Genomic DNA, 18,979 nt, shown 5'->3' with positions numbered 1-18,979 from the left:
TTTTTAATGTCATCGGGACTCCATCTTTGCAGGAAATATTGCTGTGAGCCTGGAAAGCGACCATTTTGATGTGGATAGGTGCTCTTTTATATGATATCTGTTGCTGACTTCTTTGCGTCGTTGAATTATATTTTTGTTCGCGTAGATAAAACGTACGTCGTAAAAGCATGCAATGCATTTACTGCCAATACTTCAGGTGCCTCTCCTCAAGCTCTCATTGGGACTCAATTACTCGATTTTTTCCACAACGAAGATAAAGATGACTTAGCGTATTCGATAGCACATTGGCGTGATAATCCAGAATCACTACCCATCCACCGCTGGCGAAAAGCCGATGGCAGCTACTTGTGGTGTCAATGGCAATTGGTCTTTGAAGCCGAGGCTGATGAGCTTTATTTCTGGGGCGAAGACGTGTCTGAACAAAAGCGTGTTCAGTCAGCATTAACCGCCCTAGAAAAGGTTACAAATACGGGATATTGGGAAATTGACCTTGATACGGGTTATCTCTATTGGTCAGACAACGTTCACCATGTGCACGAGACGGATCCGCAGTCATTTAAACCTAAATTAGAAGACGGTATCAATTTCTATCATCCCGAATCCATCCCCACATTGTTAGATGCGTTGAAAGAACTAGAGCATTCGGGTAAAGGATATTCAAAGGATTTACGCTTCATTACAAGTAAGGGAAAAGAGCTGATTGTAAATGCTACGGGTTTTTCAGAGATACGACACGGTCGTGTGGTTCGAAATTTCGGTACCTTTAAAGATTTAACGAAACAAAAAGAAGATGAATTAACAAGACAGCGCTTAGAGCAACGTGTGGTATTAGCGCTAAAAGTGTCGAAAATTGGCGTGTGGGAATTCGATCTGGTTGAAAATAAGCTCATTTGGGACGACCGATTATTTGAGATTTATGGAAAGCAGCGCGCGGCATTTGAAGGAAAATTTGAAGATTGGTTAACATCATTGCACCCGGAAGATGTAGCGTCTGCAAAGCATGCATTTGCACATGCGGTGGCGTCACATACGCATTTCGATAATACGTTTAGAGTGGTTACAGACTCCGGTGATGTTCGCGTAGTTCAAGGGTTGGCGACGTTTATCTTTGACGCGGACAATAAGCCGATTAAAGCCACGGGCGTCAACATTGACCTTACCGAATCAGAAAAAATTAAAAATGACCTTCAGGCGACGTCTAAACAAGCACAATTAAATGCGTTGCTCGCACAAGAAATGGCGGAAAAAGCAAAAGCGGCTGATCAACAAAAAAGTGCCTTCCTCGCCAATATGAGTCATGAGATAAGAACCCCTATATCTGGCGTTATGGGGCTCATTAACTTATTGATAACCGATCTTCAAACCAAAGAGTTAGATGACGCTAAACGACGTCAGTACTTAAAAATGATGAAGAGTAGTTCAGAGCATTTGCTTAGCATCATTTCTGATATTTTAGATTTTTCTAAAATTGAAGCTGGAAAGATCGCTATTCAAAACCAGTCTTTTAACTTTGTAGAGGTGACTGATAGCCTCATAAAAGATTTTGCTAAGCAAATTGAAGATAAAGGCGTTACGTTTAACTACCAATGCAAGGACGTAAGCGATCGCAATCTGATAGGAGACCCACTGCGTTTAAAGCAAGTGCTCTATAACTTATTGGGCAATGCGGTAAAATTTACCGAAAGCGGCTCTATTACGGTTCGTATTCATCTTGCTAATCCTGACAGTGAGCATTCCTCATTCGTATGTTCAATTTCCGATACGGGGGTTGGGATTGCCGAGGACCAATTAGATATCCTATTTAAGCCATTCGAGCAGGCAGATTCTAGTTTCGCACGTAAAGCGCAAGGAACAGGGTTAGGACTTTCAATTACAGCAAAACTCATTGAATTAATGCACGGCACGATTAAAGTGAAGAGTAAGTTGGGAAGCGGTTCAAAATTTGTTTTTACTATTCCTATACAGCAGGCCGGTGATCTAGAGCAGAAAAGCACCGTTATCCCAACCATAAAAGATATTAACAGCAAGCTATTGAGTACACGCACTGCATTGGTAGTGGAAGACAATGAAATTAATAGAGTCGTGATAACTTCACTGTTATCGCAGTTGGGAATTAAAAGTAAGACGGCAGAAAATGGTAAAGAAGCGCTAGCGTCACTCTTAAGTCATGACGAAACAACTTTTGATTTTATCCTCATGGATTGCCAAATGCCGATAATGGATGGCTTTGAGACTACGCTTACGATACGTTCCAATGAAAAATTTAGGCAGTTTGCAAACATTCCGATAATCGCACTTACCGCAAATGCGATGGTGGGCGATAAAGAAAAGTGCGTTGCAGCGGGTATGAGCGATTATTTAAGTAAGCCAGTAACCGAGGAAACGCTTAGAGCGATGTTAACTCATTGGCTCACGATGGGTTAGACCTTCGGTGCGGTGCGGCCAAGCGTCGCCGCCCATGCTAGTTCGCGGCGAGAGAGGTTGTTGGCGGCATTTGCGCCAAAGCTATGAAGCGCACCATAGGCGCTATGTGATGGCACCCCAAGATAATGACACAAAGCATAGAACAATAAACTACAGCGATGCTGAGAACCATCACAATGAAGGTAGACGCGTGCACCCTCATTGAGCATCTGAGATAGCTCGTGAAGATATTGGTGCAAATGGACATCTTCGGTAGGGGATTTAGCTGAAGGGTGCAAAAACGGCACCCAAATCCACTCCAGACCTGCATCATAGGCAAGATCACGAATTACAGACGATTGTTCGTCAGTAGTTTGTACGGTAGCCAGATGACTCACCCCAAGGGTTTTAAGTCTTGAGTAAGTCTCTTTATTAGGTTTGCTGCCAAGGCAAATTTTGCCAGCACCCAATGAAAACCACGCAATGTTTATATTTTTTTGAGTCATACTACATAATAATAAATAGAGAAATAATGACAACCGCACCCGCCAATGACGAAGATATGCCATATAGCATGCGTGTACTTTATCTTTTTCGCCACATAAAAGCATACACCGATGCTAAAACTCAAGCCACCTGCAACTAACAACCATAACCCAGCACTGGGTAATGCCATATATAAAGGGTAAATAATGCCAAGCGCAATCCACCCCATCAGTAAGTACGTTATGACTGAAACTTTAGGGTAACGATGTTGTGCAATAAGTTTAAATGCTACCCCGCCGATTGCTAGGCTCCAAACTAAGGCAGTCATTATCGTGCCGAGGACACCACCGATAGAAACCAACAAAAAAGGTGTGTAAGTACCTGCTATCAGCAAATATATTGCGCTATGGTCAAAAAGCTTGAGCCAACCCTTTGCTTTTTCGTGAGATGTAGCATGATAAAGTGTAGAACTAAGAAACATAAGAATGAGGGTGACGCCGTAAATCGCGGCTGCACTGACTGTTACGGCGCCTTCTGCGCGATACAGCATAAAAGCAAAGCCGATGATGGCAGCAATAAGGCCAAGCCCATGGCTTACGCTGTTAAGCCATTCTTCTAATACAGAATACGCTTTGGCTGGGATGCTTGTCATAATATCTCCACTATTTTTAGCGAACACTTGTACGCTCAATGCGTCGCAGTGTAGCAAAAAAAACCACTAATGTGATGACAATGTGGTGATATTTGTCACTCAATAGATGAAAAACAACCATGTAATTTATCAAGCAAATGAACAAGCTGTTTGCTTTCAGCGTGTGACATACCGTCAAGCTTGCAGAGCATTTGTTGTGGAATGGCCTCTGCTTCTATTCTTGCCAATTTCCCCTTTTCGCTGAGTATTACGCGCTTTACACGTTTGTCATGCTCGTCTTTAGCCACATGTAAAAAGCCTTTTGCTTCTAGCTTTTTTAAAATCAGTGACATTGCCCCCCCATCAATCATGGTTCTTTCTAATAATTCAGCAATGGTAATACCACTTTGTTCCCATAACGCCATAAGCGTTACGTATTGAGGATACGTGATGTCTAGTGCGCGTAAAAGAGGGCGGTACGTGCGTGTGAATGCATTCGAGAGCGTATAAAACCTATGGCAAAGTTGGTTTTCTAATTTTAGGAGTTCAGACATATATTTCTCGAATTATAAAGATAAAATATATTTTGCATACAAATTACTTGATCAGCAAGCAGATTAAATGGTAATTTAATTTGCATGCAAAATAATTAATGACATTCAGGAGAATTTATATGCATAAGCTACAACAGGTTGTTTATACCGGTATTGCTACGGCAACAGGTGGTCGAGAAGGTACTGTGAAATCTAGCGATGATAAACTTAACGTAGCGCTATCTACACCGACTGCGCTAGGCGGGGCTGGAGGGGAAGGGACGAACCCAGAACAAATGTTCGCAGCAGGGTACTCAGCATGCTTTATTGGTGCCCTTAAACATGTAGCTGGCGCACAGAAAATTAAGTTAAGCGATAATATTAGCGTGACCGGTGAGGTGTCTATTGGGCCTATTGAAGTAGGTTTTGCCATCGCGGTTAAATTGACAGTCGATTTAGGTGACATGGATAGCCAGCAAGCACAGAAACTAGTGGAAACCGCTCACCAAGTGTGTCCGTATTCTAACGCTACGCGCGGCAATATCGAGGTAGTTATAACGCTTAAATAACCGCCGTGTAACAAAGTAAATATCTTGTTTTTATTCGTGCGATAAGCGGTGGCATGGTTTAATCGTTGGCCATGCCACCTTATCAGCCGTTATGCTGCGCCGCGCGTTGAAAGTTTGTTATGATGACGTTGACAAACGATAAGACAGGAAACGTCATGAAAAATTATAATTGGCTGGTGGCCGCTGTTTGCGCGCCAGTATTGTTTGCTTGTAGTGAGCAAACAAGCGAAATGAACGCTGAAACTGCAACCGCACAGATGGAGGCAGAAAACACAGAAAGCATAGGTGCGTCATCACGCATTGCATCGGGTGTCGACTATCACTCTTTCTCAAATCCCTCTGAAATTAAGGTCACTCACCTGTCGCTTAACCTTAGTGCTGATTTTGATGCAAAGCAGTTAGTAGGTGACGTAACTCTAGATTTTACCCGTAGTAAACCGACAAATAACACATTGGTGCTTGATACGAGAGGGTTAGATATCGCCTCAGTTAGCGTAGACGGGGAAAATGTACCATTTCATTTAGGTGAGCGTGATGTAGATTTAGGTACACCACTGCATATAACGTTGCCTGAAGCGGCAAATCATGTCACGGTCGCTTACAGTACCTCGCCTGAGGCTTCAGGCGTACAATGGTTAACCCCTGCGCAAACAGCGGGCAAGCAACACCCTTTCTTGTTTACGCAAGCACAAGCAGTACATGCGCGTAGTTTTATTCCATTACAAGACTCTCCTCAGGTTAGAGTGACCTACGATGCAATAATAAAAACGCCCCCATCGCTGCTAGCCGTGATGAGCGCTTCAAACGATCCGGACACGCCAAGAGACGGTGAATACAGGTTTACAATGCCTCAACCTATTCCCTCTTACTTAATTGCTCTGGCAATTGGTGATTTACATTTCAAACCAATGGGGGCGCGCACTGGGGTTTATGCTGAACCAGCATTGCTAGAAAGCGCGGCGAAAGAATTTGAAGATACCGAAGCAATGCTTGAGGTAACAGAGAAAACCTATGGACCATATCAGTGGGATAGATACGATCTTCTCATTCTTCCACCCTCATTCCCGTTTGGTGGTATGGAAAACCCAAGGCTGTCATTTATTACGCCAACGGTAATAGCCGGTGATAAAAGCTTAGTGTCGTTGATTGCCCATGAACTTGCACATAGTTGGTCGGGCAATACCGTAACAAACGCAACCTGGCGAGACCTGTGGTTGAACGAAGGTTTCACTACCTATTTAACGTATCGCATTATGGAAATGGTTTACGGTAATGACCGTTTTAAAAAAGAAGCGGTTTTAGGATACCAAGACTTACAAAACGATGTGGCTGCGCTTGAAGATAACGATGAAATATTGGCTATCGATTTGCGCGGTAGAAACCCTGATGATGTCTTTTCAAACATTCCTTACGAAAAAGGGGCGTTGTTTTTGCGCGAATTAGAGCATCGTATCGGTCGTGCTAATTTTGATGCATTCTTAATGCAATACTTTAAAGATTTTGCGTTTAAAAGCATTACTACTGACACGTTTATTGCGTATCTTGATAAAACATTGTTGGCACAATATCCCGATCAATTAGATCGCGCGCGTATTCAAACATGGATATTTCAACCTGGTATTCCCAAAGACGCGCCAGTGCCGGAATCAAATGCTTTTGACATTATTGATGATACACGTTCTGCATGGTTGCGTGACGAGGTGACGGCCAAAGATATCGACACTCACGCATGGACGGTACATGAGTGGCTATATTTCTTAAACAACCTTCCGATATCACTAAGTGACGCACAACTTTCTGAGCTAGATAATGCGTTTTCGCTTACCGCGAGCAAAAACAACGAAATTGCGCACAGCTGGCTTATGATCGCAGTGCAAAACGAATATAAACCTGCTTATGACAGGCTTTATTTATACCTTGTTAGTATTGGTCGTAATAAGCTTGTTAAGCCGTTGTACCGTGAATTGGCAAAAACAAAAGAAGGAAAGGCGTTCGCCAAAAAAGCATTTGAAGAAGCGAAGCCAGGGTATCACCCATTAACGGTAAGAGCGAATGAAGGGTTTGTGAACTAACCTGTGTTCTTGGCAATAAATACTAAAAGCATGCTTCTTTGAGCATGCTTTTTTATTGCTACCATTAAGGTTATTTATCTTCCAATGTCACTGCAAGTGCAATAGCGCCAACGTTAGCGGTGAAGTCTGGTATAGCCGATAGGGGAAGTTTAACGTCTATCGTAACGTGGCCACCATAATCGCAGTGGGCTATTTCACCTGCTTGTTGTTCAACCAAGTGGCGAATAAATTGCTCGTGTTTGAAGTCAACATCGATGGTAACTAATTGAAGCGTTACTTCCTCGCGTATTTTTAGCTGTTCAATGGCTTGTTGAGCCGATGCCGAATAAGCACGAACCAATCCGCCGGCACCTAACTTTATGCCTCCGAAATAGCGAGTGACAATCACCATTACGTCACCGATATCTTTATGCTGCAATACGTTCAGTATAGGCTTTCCAGCCGTGCCGCTGGGTTCACCATCGTCAGCCATTGCTGCGCTGGTCGGTGATGCAGGATTGCCGAACCGGTAGGCCCAACAGTGGTGTCTTGCATCGGGATAGTGTGCTTTCACACGCTCAAGATGCTGCATGGCTAAGTCACGCGAATTAGCAAAGGCTGCAAAAGCAATAAACTTACTTTTCTTTATTTCGTACAGGGTTTCAACCTGATTGGCGGGAACGGGATAACTCATCCACGTAGTGTAACGTATATGTGATTGTGCGTGATAGTAGATGTTAGACCAATTACTCAGGTTTATTTACGCCTCTAGCATTGCGATTATTTATGATTTTAGGTATTACTCACAGCAACTAATCATCATCAATGTGTCGTGCGCAATAACCATGCCTTCAGAACGCTTCATTCCTTATCGTAAAGCTGACATTATCGAAATGTGTAAGCCTGTATTGGCAGATAGTACAGACATTCATGCATTTGACACGGTGTGCAAACTGCTCGTGAACCGTATTCACTATCAATACCATGAACAGCTTGAGTCATTGAAAAGCAGTTATGCATTTTTTGACCCCAATAAAGATACTCGCAGTATTGAGTCGGTGAACACGGAAACGTTAAAGCGGGTTCAGAAAAAATTTGCGGGTGACTTTTCCCATTTACTAAACGCCGCAAATTTTGAAAAAGTGACCGATCATGATTTAGAGGAAGCGTTAACGGAAGAGTCACTTTTTAAAGTACGTCTTGCCGTAAGCTTTGATGATTTTCAAGAAGTCGTGTTTTATCGACGAGGTGAATCGGTCAAAACAGAGGTAATACGACACCTATTCGGACTGCGTAAAAAAGCGATTACGTTTACCAACTATGACCGCGTTGCAGTCTATATCACGTTTAAAGACGATGCCTACTTCGCACAAAAAGGGACGCTGCCGGTGGGGTTTTCTCCCGGCTCGACCATTATTAAATTGTTCCAAAATGTACCAAAGGCCGACTTAGAGATGTTGTTCCCTAATAGTGAAGTGAGGATGCGGCCGCTAGATAAGGTGATTATTGGCGCGTCAGCCGCTATTGGCGGTGCAGTGGTGTTGGTAACAAAGCTTGGGGCATCAATGTTATTGCTGGCCTCGGTACTGGCGTTTTGGTTAGGGTTTAAAGATGAACAGGTCGAGATAACTAAACAAAGCCTTATTACATTCGGTATAGGTATGGGTGTCCTGGGAAGCTTTGTTTTTAAAGAATGGACAAAGTTCAAAAATAGAAAAATCCGTTTTATGAAGGCGCTGTCGGACAACTTATACTTTAAAAGTCTAGACAACAATGCGGGCGTATTTCATACCCTTATTGACGCTGCCGAAGAAGAAGATTGCAAAGAAGCCATACTGGCATACACCTTTTTACTTAGCGTTGGTACAGTTGGCATGTCAGCAGAAGCGTTAGATAACAACATCGAGCAATGGTTTAAAAACCAACATAACTGTGAGCTCGATTTTGATGTAAAAGATGCTCTCGATAAACTACTGGCAATGAAGCTCATTACTAAGACCAAATTTACCTACCAAGCTCGTCCGATAAAAGATTGTGCTCGTGAGCTGGATTATTATTGGGACAACCTTTTTCAGATTTGAGATAGCATACGAGCACGCAGTGGATGTTCGCTGTGCTTTTCTCAATGACTTATAAACGGTAAAGGGTAGGGATTGACTTGGTTGCATTACGGCATGATGTTAACGCAGATGATGGTTCGGTAGTTAGTGATGCATTATTCGGTCTTATTGCCGCTGATTTAGAAACGCAAGGGTTCAGCGTACGCCCAGGTGCACTGCCCGAATCGTTGGTAGACGCACTACTTTGTTGTCAACAAGCGTTGAATGACCAGCAATTCGTTAATGCAGGGATCGGACGAGGCGATGACTTTGTAAAGACAGAGTTTGTGAGGACCGATGAAATTTGTTGGATCACAGGAGAGACGCCAGAAGGACGTCAGTGGGTTGACTGGACATCTCAGTTGCAAGCATTTCTCAATAGGCGGTTGTTTTTAGGCTTATTCTCGTTTGAAAGTCACTTTGCCCATTACGCGCCAGGCGCCTACTACAAAAGGCATTATGATGCGTTTCGTGGTGAAACAAATAGAGTGCTATCAGTGGTTGCTTACTTAAACTCTGGATGGACTAACGATGATGGCGGTGAGTTAGTACTCTATAAAGATGAACACGACAAAGAGGGGCTTCGTGTAGTGCCATTAATGGGCACGATTGTTGTGTTTCTTAGCGAAGAGTTTCCTCATGAAGTATTACCGGCGATACGAGACAGGCATTCTATTGCGGGATGGTTTCGAGTGAATACATCAATAGATAATAAGATTGACCCTCCCCAATAACGCATTCTGTACTAATTCGGTTTGAATTGAGATGCTTAAGGCTTGATTTGAACCACCATACCTTTTAGCGATATCATTATCGAAGCCACTGTTATACCGTGGCTTTTATAATTCTTCACGTCTACCAGATGGTTCCCCTAACGCAATGAAAATACTTCACACGTCCGACTGGCATTTAGGCCAAAGCTTCTTTACCAAAAGCCGTAAGCAGGAACACAGTGCTTTTATGTCTTGGTTGCTCGCGGTAGTAGAGGAGGAAGGCATTGATGCCATCATTGTTGCAGGTGATATCTTCGATACAGGCACTCCGCCGAGTTATGCTAGAGAGCTATATCACCAGTTTATAGGCCAGCTTCAAGGCTCTGGATGTACCTTGGTTGTACTGGGTGGAAATCACGATTCGGTATCGGTTCTGAACGAGAGTAAAGCTCTGCTTCATTATTTAAATAGCCATGTTATTGCCAGTACTTATGGCGATGACAGCGACCAAGTGTTTACCCTTAAAACTCGCAGCGGTGACGTGGGGGCGATATTGTGCGCTGTGCCATTTATACGCCCTCGCGATGTGTTAACAAGCAGCGCGGGACAAAGTGGTACTGATAAGCGGATTGCGCTTGCTGAGGCAATTAAAAGCCATTATGCAAGCTTGTTTGCACAGGCAAAGGCCATGCAGGCTGCGCAGTCTAAGGCAGTACCTATCATAGCAACGGGGCATTTAACCGCGTTGGGTGTAAGCCAATCTGAAAGCGTAAGAGACATTTACATCGGAACGCTTGAAGGATTTGATGCCGCAGGCTTTCCGCCTGCTGACTATATTGCCCTTGGACATATTCATCGCCCGCAAAAAGTGGCTGGTAGTGAACATATTCGGTATTCGGGCTCTCCAATTCCACTCAGTTTTGACGAACTTAGTACGCAAAAACAAGTGATGATTGCTCACTTTGAGGAGGGAAAGCTTTCTACGCTGACCTCAAAACCCATTCCGACTTTTCAAGCGATGCAAGTTATTAAAGGGGATCTGAAGGGCATAGAACAACAAATTCATGCCAGTGAGATGATTAACGCAGCAACTGAAGAAGCGCCAGTGTGGTTGTGTATTGAAGTACAGACACAAGACTTTCTTACCGACTTACAGCAGCGTATTCACAGCCTGCTAGATGGAAAAGCGGCCGAATTATTGCAGTTAAAGCGTATGCGTAAGCAAGCGACATCTTCACTTAAAAGTACACCCAACATACAGTTAAGTGAATTATCGGTAGAAGATGTATTTAAGGCGAGACTGGCCCTTGAAAGCCTAGACAGTGAGGAAGCGCAAGAAGGCGCGAGACTAAAACGTATTAACGTGCTGTTCGCAGAAGCGGTGGATGTGATAAATGAGGGTAACCAAGACGAAATTAATAGCCATATACCCGCAGAGGTGAAGTCGTGAAAATACTTACGTTACGGCTTAAAAATCTAAATGCCTTGAAAGGGGAGTGGAAGATAGATTTCACTCAATCGCCGTTTGTAGAAAATGGGCTATTTGCTATAACCGGGCCAACAGGCGCGGGAAAAACCACATTGCTAGATGCCATATGCTTAGCGCTTTACCATCAAACGCCTCGGTTGGGAGCCATTTCAGCGTCGTCAAACGATATCATGACGCGGGGAACCGCAGAGTGTTTGGCTGAAGTCGAGTTCGACATTAAGGGGAAAGCCTATCGTGCGTTTTGGAGCATGAGGCGGGCAAGGGGCAAGGTGGATGGCAATCTCCAAGGTGCAGACGTTGAGTTGGCAGAAGTCGCTACCGGGAAAGTTTTAGCCACCCAAGTAAGGCCTAAGAGCGATGAAATAGAGCGACTTACGGGGTTGAATTTTGCGCGTTTCACTAAGTCGATGATGTTGTCGCAAGGAGATTTCGCGGCATTTCTTAACGCTAATGAAAATGACAGAGCTGAGCTGCTTGAAGAACTTACGGGCACTGAAATATACGGTCAAATTTCACAGGTGATTCACCAGCAGTTTAGTGACGCAAAACAACAAAAAAAGGCATTTTCTCTTCAACTTGAAGGCGTTAACGTCTTAAGTGAAGACGCACTAGCCTCTTTAGAATTACGCATAAAGGATGTCGCCGACACCTTGGCGATACATCAAGGCGACATTGCTCTTTTACAGCAACAAAAGCAATGGCACGTTTCGCTTGCAGAAAATACCCAGTCTCTAGAGCACGCAGAGCAAGCACTAACGCGTGCACAATGTGCGTATGATGACGCCGCGCCACTGTTTGAAAAGCTTGCCCTTAGCGAACCGGCCGAAAAACTCAGAACCGCATTTGATAGCCTGTCCCAGTTAACTAATGAGGTTGAGTTACTCAAGCAACAAGGCGACGAAAAATCAAGCCAAATCCCGTTAGCACGCCATGGTTATCAATTAGCTGAAAAGGCTTATGAGGCACAAAAAATTACGCTTGAAGCTGCTACACAAGCACGTAAGCAGTTAGAAAAACGAATTAATGATGACGTTATCCCTCTTGATAATGAGATTGCATCACTGCTGACCGATAAACAGCGGGCAGAGCACGCGCTCGCTGAGGTACAAGCGCATATATCAACATTGGATATCAGCATCGCATCATATGAAAAAGACCTTAAAGAAAAAGTAACGCAACAGGGCACGCTTCACTATTTTCTTGATGGAGCCTCTCACTATAGCGTGGTAGGAGAGAAATTAAGTGGCTGGAAGGAAAATGCAAAACAGTTAAAAAGCGAGCATGAGGCTCTGAATGCGTTACGTCAAAAACAGATGCTACTTACCAAGGAACGCGAAGAACGTCAGCAACATATATTTACGCTAAGGCAAGAGCAAAAACGTCTGCAAAGCGCCTTAGATATTCATAATGAAACGGTGGCGTTCTCTCAGCGAAGCGTTGCGGCAGCTACCGAAAGTGAAACCGCTGAATCACTTAACAAAACATTAGCGCAGCTTAACAAGCAGTGGCCGTTAATTATTGAAGCCGAACACGTGCAACATCAATACGTGTCTGCCCGCGCGCAAATGGAAACATTGATACAACAACAGCAGCAACATGAAGAAAATAAGCGCGAGCAACAGAAACTGCGTGATCATTTTGCCGAGCAATATCAAGACATCAACAAGCAACGAAAAGATGTCGACGCACTGATTGCGCTGGATGAAGAAGTTTCACATTTGCGTGCCATGCTTAAGCAAGGTCATCCTTGCCCGGTTTGTGGCGCCAATGAACATAATCTAAATTCAGTATCCGTAGATGTCCCAGAAACAGTGAAGCGGCGAGATAGTTTGCGGCTTGCGCTTGAGGAAATTGAAAGACAAGGTAGTGAAGCGCGTCAGCAGGTAGAGCGCACGGAATACCTTATCGAACAAAATGCACACCAACATCAAGTGCTAAACGATGCTAACGCTGAGCGTAGCAAGCGCTTTGAGGCCATTATTGCCGCACTAAACGCACCATCTAATATCACACTATCAATCGACGAAAATGCTGGTATTGCGCGCTTTAAGTCATCAATCAGCGAGCAGGTAGAGAGTATTAATACCAGCCTTGAATACATCAATAATGCGCAGACTAAATTGACTCAAGAGATAAAGCAGCGTGATGAGGTTCAACACGAGCTGACATCAGTGGTTGGCAAGGTGACGCTCGCAGAGGCAAAAGATACACAAGATGAACAGGCGCTAGACGAATGTAAGCAACATATTGCGTTAAATAATAGCCGTGCTGAAGACGCGTATGTTCACCTTATCAATGGAATTCCGTCGGGTACTTTGGCAAACGAGGTTACTGCGTTGAGCAAAAACGACCCCGCGTCATTGATTGATTGGTTGGACAAGGTTGAAAACGAACTGGTCATATACAGAGAGAAAAAACAGCGGCTCGAGACCCTAGCGCCAATAATAAAGCAGCTTGAGAATGACATTAAGCACCAGCGAAACCGAGTGCACGAGTTGCAAGGGCAAAATGAGAAAGAGAATGCAGTGGTGTTCACGTGCCGCGATAAGATTGACGCGCTGAGTAAAGCGCGTGATTCCATTTTTCCTGAGGGCAATATTAGCGAAGCGCGAAGCAAGGCTGAGAAAGCGATAGACACTGCGCAAAAAGAATTGGACATAGCCCATAATGCAAGGGGGGAGGCCGATAAACGTGTCACGCAGCTTACGTCTGAAGCGCATCAACTTTCGCTTCAATATCAATCTAAAAACACACAGTTAGAGGCGCAAACCCTTGCGTTTTCAGAACAGTTAAACGCCAGCCCATTCCCTGATGTTACGGCGTTCAAACAGGCGCTGTTATCTGAACATGAAAGCAATGCCTTACGCTTGAAAAAAGAAACGCTATCAGGCGAGCTGCGCGATGCTCAGGTATGGAAGTCTAAAGCGGTAGAACAAAAAACTCAGCTTCTTGCTCACGAATATGGCCAGCAATGGGCGAACGTTACGCTTGATAGTGTGTCTGAAACGCTTACGACAAAGCAGCACGAGAAAGACGCAATGCTTGCAACTCAGGGGCAGCTTCGTCAGCAGAAAGAGAGTAATGATATGGCACAGGGAAAACAACAAACATTAATGGACGAAATGGCGAGGTTTGAAACATATTATGACGACATCACTTATTTGCATTCGTTAATCGGTTCTGCCAGCGGCGATAAATTTAGACGCTTTGCACAAGGGTTAACACTCGACAACTTAGTTCAGCTTGCAAACCAGCAGCTTGACAAGCTGCACGGGCGTTATCAGTTATTAAGAAATGAAAATGATGGATTAGGATTGCGTGTTGTGGATACATGGCAAGGCGATGTAATGCGTGACACCAAAACACTATCGGGCGGTGAAAGCTTTCTTGTTAGTTTAGCACTGGCCCTTGCGCTCTCAGATTTGGTTAGCCATAAAACAAGTATCGACTCGTTATTTTTAGATGAAGGCTTTGGTACGCTGGATGCCGAAACGTTAGATGTCGCGTTAGACGCACTCGATAACCTTAATGCGAGCGGGAAAATGATAGGGGTTATTAGCCATATTGAAGCAATGAAAGAACGCATTCCCACACAACTAAAAGTGGTTAAGCGTAATGGTGTTGGTGTAAGTGCTTTAGATAAAACGTATGCAGTAAGCCCATAGATATGTGGTGGGCTTACTGCAAAAGAGCTGGGTTTAATTAACGATAATGTCCCAGTTGTTTGCGTTACTGGAAGCTGACCAGTAAAAGCTCTGTGGGACAGCGCCTTCTTCAAGTGCCCATACCTGTGCAATAAGTTGTTCCGTATCACCACTAAGGGTAATTTTATATTCAGTAGAGCCTGACGGTAATGTAGTACGTAATTGGCAGGTTTTATAATCTACCTTCACTTTTCCAGAGACAGTTGAATAGTCGCTACAAACATTTAAATATACTCTTGCTGCACTCATATTGTTTGACATTTGAATCGTTAAGTCATCTTTGCCGATAAAGTCGAACGTTTTTGTTACGACTACATCTTCCATCTCAGATGGCGGCACCGTTGATACTGGAGGCGGCGTTGGTGCAGGCGCAGGTGCACTCACCGGAGCTGGAGCAGGAGGAGCGCTACTACTTGCCGTAGTAGAACCGCCATCCCCGCCTCCTGAACCGCAGGCTACCAATAAAGCAGTTGTTGGTACGAGTAATAAATATTTCATTGGTCGCTCCTAATAAGAATAAACTTTAGATAAATCGGCATTTTCTTTTTTAAACCATGACTTATTTTCCGCGCCATTGCTCGTCGCAAAGTCTAGAAAATCTGGATAGGCTCTTAAAATATCGACGTATTCTTGCGGGTGAAGCCAGTTAGTATAGGTACTAGCATTTATTGCTATTGCCCATGGTAAGCCAGTCTCAGTTTGATAGGTAAGGCCAGCAGGTACGTTTGATTTGTCTTCGGCTAAGCCGAAATAATTCTCAGCACGCGCGGTGGGTATTTTGTTCTTTAGATGGATTTCTAAGCTTCTGCCCGGGTTTCCTGAAAAAGCATCGCCGTGATAGGTATCTTCGGTTGCGAAAATAAACGGCTTGTAGGGCGACTGTGGAAAATTACTTAGTGCTATCTCGTTATTAAATTGTAGTGATATGACAAATGTAAATTCGTATTGAGATGTGCATCCTTGTTCCGTTTTATAGAACCAGCAGCCACCCGCCGTAACGTGATCCCACAAGTCGTCACTTATTTTCAATACGGCATCGTCATTGCCCTCTTCTAGCAAGTCTACCTTTGCCGATACACCATTTATTTCAAAACGGATACTCGTTGCGTCGATATCATCGTTTTTGATGCCTTGAAGCTGGATGGCAAAACCATTGTTGTAAGATGCCCCCATCGCCGTGAGTTCGCCCTCAAGGTTTAGTTTTTTAACATTACCTTCTTGTGAAACTATCACTGAAGAATCGAGTCGGATCACCACATCATTGAAGTCATAATCACCGGTTTCAGGCCAGTTATCTTCAAAGGCTAAGAAGTATGGTGTGTTGGTCACTAGGCTGTTACCCGGGTTTAAAACGGCGACCTGATAGTCCTCAACTTCACCGTCTGTTACTCCGCCATTAGGACCAACGCCACTGGTTGTGGTATATCGTACCCTTGCCCACGTTACACCTGAGGTGACATTCAGCGGTGTTTCCTCAAATATATAGTGGGTTCCGGTGCTGAGGCTTTTATCAGCGATTAACTGCTCATTCGCATCAAACTGACCATTTTGGTTCCAATCGACCCACATGCTCAGATAGCCATCGCCTTCAACCGTGACTTGCATAAAACCATCTAGGCCCGCTTCAAACGCCGTAATGAAATTTACACCGTCTTCGTCCCCATTGGTGTCTTCGTCGTTGTTGGGGTACACGTTAGCATCGTACTCCGCATCAATCGCACTACCAAGCTGAATGCCTTCAACTACACCATGTCTGGCGCCATTATTGAAAATAGAGGTTGAATAAGAGTCGGGTGCATCACCAAAATCGGTAGTTGCAGGTGTAGACTCATCGACGATAGGCGCCATCGCACAGCGCGCTCCGTCATTGTTACCAGAGCTTGGTCCATAGGCAAAGAGTTCCGCCTGTGGCTTAACGTCGTCAACAACAATCCTAAATATATTTCCGTCTTGGTTACGGCTAATATAAAACGTTCCATTTACATCGAAATACACTGCACCAAACGTTCCGCGCTGCCCCACGTTACTTACCTTTGATGCATCGCCGCTAGCGACGTCAATGCGATACAAGTCACCGTATTTATCAACGGAATAAGCAAAACCATCAAACGGATGAAAAGCTAAATCATAAATCAACAGCGACAACGCTCCGCCATCAATCACGCGCTGAACATCGAGGTAGTCATCATCATTTTGATCTAAGCTGACGCGGTACAAACCATAGTTGCTGCCTTTTTTGTAAAGGTAATAAGCGTTTTCAGCCAGCGCAATGTCGCCGACAAAGAAGTCTGCGCCGGGCTTATTGGTTAGTGGAAGCGGCTCAATTTGATAATCATCACCAATTCTTACGATAGTTTTATCCTGATAACCCCAACCGTATAAGTAACGGTCATGGTTACTAAAGCCAAAGCCATTGATTCGGTTATTGGTTCCTAAGTTACTAGAGAGTAAATCGACATTACCCGTGACCAAGTTCACGCCATATAACTTGGCAGTAGTATCTTGCATTAAAAAGGCTTGTGAAGGGCAGCTGTCAAATGCATCTGCAGAAACGTGAAGTGCAGGAAGCGATAGTAAAAGCGCGCCTGTTAATTTGTGTTTATTTCTCATAGAGCCACCAATAATAATTGCTTGTTTTTTTAACCGTTACAATTTGTGTGCCAAATAGAAATATTCTGGCTTATTTGCGCGGCGGGTCTCGTTATTTATCTATTAATCAATAAGTTATGAAGATTCCTCTTGAGTGGGTAATTATTTTTTTCTTAAAGAAATGAGATGCTAACTGCGGATATTTTCAATTTGCAAAATGGTAAAGACGGAGGAATTCGCAATACGGGAGAGTGAGAAAACGCACTCGCTCTCCTTTCATCTTTTCGCCGTATGTTCAGTTTATACGCGTTGAAGCAACGCAACGGCGGCAGGCTTACTATTTAACAAAAAAGGGGAAGTTTGCATGCGCTGCATTTCCTTCACCATCATATACGAACGCATACAAGCGGTAAGGTCCTGCTTCTTCAGGGGCTTCAAAATAAATCTTTTGAGAGGTAGGGTTTTCAATAACCCCCTCTACTGTATCGGGCACTATTTCGCGGTCGCCTCCCACCTCGGTGGCTGTCGACTCTTTGCGGATTTCCCACTTAAACGTTAATTCATCGCCATCTGGGTCTACCGCATTAAGCGTTGCTTCATAGCGGTCGCCTTTAAACAGGAATACATTGTCGAAGGCTACTTGTCCATCTAATCCAATAGGGCTAACTCTAGGCGTACGATTTTTTGGCCATTGACCGGACCAAATGTAGTGCATAACGTCGACTGCTTCAGTACGCTCGCCGGTGTCTAAGAACATGCCATACCATGTACTGGTTCGTTCTTGTTTCTGCCCCCACAGAAACACATAGTTTCCGATAACTTGTTGGGATTGTGGCTCAATAGCTTTTAGGTAACTTTTTGCATAGTTACTAGCCTTTTCAGAGCTGGTGGTTTCAACAGGCGCGCCCCATTTCGTTTTAAATACTTCCCAATGCCCAACAGCGCCCCATTCTGTAATCATATAGGGGCCAGTGTAGCCATATGAGGCAACGTATTTAGGTAGATTTACTACGTCAGCATAAAGTTGAAAACTAACAAAGTCTAAGGCAGGGGCGCGCTTGGTAATGGCATCCATCGCTTTTTTATCAAAGCCGGCAAGTGTGGTAGTCGTTGGGTGGTGAGGGTCTAACGTCTTAATCAATGTCGCCACTTCATTGACCGCGTCGTATACCTTTGGATTGGTAAAATCGTAATTCAACTCATTACCAATAAACCAGGTAAGTAACGCTGGATGGTCTTTGTACTTCACTATATCGGCTTTTACTTGTGAGAGTTGTTCTGCTACGGCCTGTGCATCGTTGTAGTCAAAACCGTGCCGCTCACGCGCAAAATCAATACCCAGTGATACCGTCATGCCTAATGCGTGCGCTTTGTCGAGCAGAACCGAAGCAGGGTAACTACCGCCGTCTATTGACCAGGTACGAATAGAATTTGCCCCATATGCAGCTAATGTTTCAATGTCAGCACCATCGACACCTGCCCCTCTAACCTGGTATGGCTTGCCATTTCGATGTAATGCATAGCTACCGTCGCTCGACTTCACAATCTCGACATGCAAAGGATCAGCAAAAATGGGCAGTGAAAATAATGAGAAAAGCAGGGTAAGTGTAACGGATTTTATAGAGGGGGAAACGTGCACTGCATCACTCCTTATTGCGTGTTAAATGAACCTAGAAAGGCTTATCCAATAGCCCTCCAGATATGTTCAACAT

The 18,979-nt window shown here is 44.2% G+C and carries 14 protein-coding genes; 7 read left to right on the top strand and 7 right to left on the bottom strand.

The window, feature by feature from the left end; translation table 11 throughout:
• The first annotated feature begins 90 nt into the window (after window positions 1-90).
• A complete protein-coding gene (locus AC27EZ_RS02555; RefSeq protein ID WP_487133797.1) occupies window positions 91-2,424 on the top strand; it encodes a PAS domain-containing hybrid sensor histidine kinase/response regulator in 2,334 nt (777 codons plus the stop codon).
• On the opposite strand, the gene AC27EZ_RS02550 is transcribed toward AC27EZ_RS02555, so the two are convergent.
• From AC27EZ_RS02550 to AC27EZ_RS02540, 3 genes are all read right to left on the bottom strand, one after another.
• Window positions 2,421-2,909: a protein-tyrosine phosphatase family protein gene (locus AC27EZ_RS02550; protein WP_487133796.1), complete on the bottom strand. Its 489-nt coding sequence runs from the start codon at window positions 2,907-2,909 to the stop codon at window positions 2,421-2,423. The genes AC27EZ_RS02555 and AC27EZ_RS02550 overlap by 4 nt on opposite strands.
• The gene (trhA, locus tag AC27EZ_RS02545; RefSeq protein ID WP_487133795.1) at window positions 2,906-3,541 is read right to left on the bottom strand and encodes a PAQR family membrane homeostasis protein TrhA; all 636 of its coding nucleotides are present in this window, start codon (window positions 3,539-3,541) and stop codon (window positions 2,906-2,908) included. The genes AC27EZ_RS02550 and trhA overlap by 4 nt, the downstream gene beginning before the upstream one ends.
• 95 nt (window positions 3,542-3,636) lie before the next feature.
• Window positions 3,637-4,074 carry a MarR family winged helix-turn-helix transcriptional regulator gene (locus AC27EZ_RS02540; RefSeq protein WP_487133794.1) on the bottom strand — a complete coding sequence of 146 codons (438 nt, stop codon included), beginning with the start codon at window positions 4,072-4,074 and terminating at the stop codon, window positions 3,637-3,639.
• Between the two features lie 119 nt (window positions 4,075-4,193).
• Here AC27EZ_RS02540 and AC27EZ_RS02535 point away from each other — a divergent pair, with 119 nt between their 5' ends.
• Window positions 4,194-4,622: an organic hydroperoxide resistance protein gene (locus tag AC27EZ_RS02535; protein ID WP_487133793.1), complete on the top strand. Its 429-nt coding sequence runs from the start codon at window positions 4,194-4,196 to the stop codon at window positions 4,620-4,622.
• Window positions 4,623-4,777: 155 nt separating this feature from the next.
• The gene (locus AC27EZ_RS02530) at window positions 4,778-6,694 is read left to right on the top strand and encodes a M1 family metallopeptidase (RefSeq protein ID WP_487133792.1); all 1,917 of its coding nucleotides are present in this window, start codon (window positions 4,778-4,780) and stop codon (window positions 6,692-6,694) included.
• 70 nt (window positions 6,695-6,764) lie between these two features.
• Here AC27EZ_RS02530 and AC27EZ_RS02525 read toward each other — a convergent pair whose 3' ends face one another.
• Complete coding sequence (locus AC27EZ_RS02525) at window positions 6,765-7,367, bottom strand: YigZ family protein (RefSeq protein WP_487133791.1); 603 nt, start codon at window positions 7,365-7,367, stop codon at window positions 6,765-6,767.
• Between the two features lie 151 nt (window positions 7,368-7,518).
• On the opposite strand from AC27EZ_RS02525, the gene AC27EZ_RS02520 reads away from it, so the two are divergent.
• The 4 genes from AC27EZ_RS02520 to AC27EZ_RS02505 all read left to right on the top strand — a co-directional run bounded on the left by AC27EZ_RS02520 (window position 7,519) and on the right by AC27EZ_RS02505 (window position 14,639).
• The gene (locus AC27EZ_RS02520; protein ID WP_487133999.1) at window positions 7,519-8,754 is read left to right on the top strand and encodes a TMEM143 family protein; all 1,236 of its coding nucleotides are present in this window, start codon (window positions 7,519-7,521) and stop codon (window positions 8,752-8,754) included.
• Window positions 8,755-8,831: 77 nt separating this feature from the next.
• Window positions 8,832-9,506 (top strand): 2OG-Fe(II) oxygenase, encoded by a 675-nt coding sequence (locus tag AC27EZ_RS02515; protein WP_487133790.1) that lies wholly within the window; start codon window positions 8,832-8,834, stop codon window positions 9,504-9,506.
• 145 nt (window positions 9,507-9,651) lie between these two features.
• Window positions 9,652-10,935, top strand: coding sequence for an exonuclease subunit SbcD (gene sbcD / locus AC27EZ_RS02510; RefSeq protein ID WP_487133789.1), 1,284 nt, complete (start codon window positions 9,652-9,654; stop codon window positions 10,933-10,935).
• The gene (locus tag AC27EZ_RS02505; protein WP_487133788.1) at window positions 10,932-14,639 is read left to right on the top strand and encodes an AAA family ATPase; all 3,708 of its coding nucleotides are present in this window, start codon (window positions 10,932-10,934) and stop codon (window positions 14,637-14,639) included. Before sbcD ends, AC27EZ_RS02505 begins: the two co-directional genes overlap by 4 nt.
• Before the next feature lie 33 nt (window positions 14,640-14,672).
• Here AC27EZ_RS02505 and AC27EZ_RS02500 read toward each other — a convergent pair whose 3' ends face one another.
• From AC27EZ_RS02500 to AC27EZ_RS02490, 3 genes are all read right to left on the bottom strand, one after another.
• Window positions 14,673-15,176: a hypothetical protein gene (locus AC27EZ_RS02500; protein WP_487133787.1), complete on the bottom strand. Its 504-nt coding sequence runs from the start codon at window positions 15,174-15,176 to the stop codon at window positions 14,673-14,675.
• Window positions 15,177-15,185: 9 nt separating this feature from the next.
• On the bottom strand, window positions 15,186-17,288 hold the full coding sequence (locus AC27EZ_RS02495) for an LruC domain-containing protein (protein ID WP_487133786.1): 2,103 nt from the start codon (window positions 17,286-17,288) through the stop codon (window positions 15,186-15,188).
• A gap of 316 nt (window positions 17,289-17,604) precedes the next feature.
• Entirely contained in the window at window positions 17,605-18,906 is a 1,302-nt protein-coding gene (locus AC27EZ_RS02490) for a glycoside hydrolase 5 family protein (RefSeq protein ID WP_487133785.1), read from the bottom strand.
• Between the last annotated feature and the right edge of the window lie 73 nt (window positions 18,907-18,979).

The organism is Alteromonas sp. 4NH20-0056, assembly GCF_057539655.1.
The sequence above is the reverse complement of the archived record's forward strand: the minus strand, read 5'-3'. Positions and strand labels throughout refer to the sequence as shown.

Bases quoted from the DNA above. Each gene is read 5' to 3' on its own strand.
- AC27EZ_RS02520 (WP_487133999.1), top strand. From the start codon at position 7,519: ATGCCTTCAGAACGCTTCATTCCTTATCGTAAAGCTGACATTATCGAA.
- AC27EZ_RS02535 (WP_487133793.1), top strand. From the start codon at position 4,194: ATGCATAAGCTACAACAGGTTGTTTATACCGGTATTGCTACGGCAACA.
- AC27EZ_RS02495 (WP_487133786.1), bottom strand. From the start codon at position 17,288: ATGAGAAATAAACACAAATTAACAGGCGCGCTTTTACTATCGCTTCCT.
- AC27EZ_RS02555 (WP_487133797.1), top strand. From the start codon at position 91: ATGATATCTGTTGCTGACTTCTTTGCGTCGTTGAATTATATTTTTGTT.
- AC27EZ_RS02540 (WP_487133794.1), bottom strand. From the start codon at position 4,074: ATGTCTGAACTCCTAAAATTAGAAAACCAACTTTGCCATAGGTTTTAT.
- AC27EZ_RS02525 (WP_487133791.1), bottom strand. From the start codon at position 7,367: ATGAGTTATCCCGTTCCCGCCAATCAGGTTGAAACCCTGTACGAAATA.
- trhA (WP_487133795.1), bottom strand. From the start codon at position 3,541: ATGACAAGCATCCCAGCCAAAGCGTATTCTGTATTAGAAGAATGGCTT.
- sbcD (WP_487133789.1), top strand. From the start codon at position 9,652: ATGAAAATACTTCACACGTCCGACTGGCATTTAGGCCAAAGCTTCTTT.
- AC27EZ_RS02550 (WP_487133796.1), bottom strand. From the start codon at position 2,909: ATGACTCAAAAAAATATAAACATTGCGTGGTTTTCATTGGGTGCTGGC.
- AC27EZ_RS02500 (WP_487133787.1), bottom strand. From the start codon at position 15,176: ATGAAATATTTATTACTCGTACCAACAACTGCTTTATTGGTAGCCTGC.
- AC27EZ_RS02530 (WP_487133792.1), top strand. From the start codon at position 4,778: ATGAAAAATTATAATTGGCTGGTGGCCGCTGTTTGCGCGCCAGTATTG.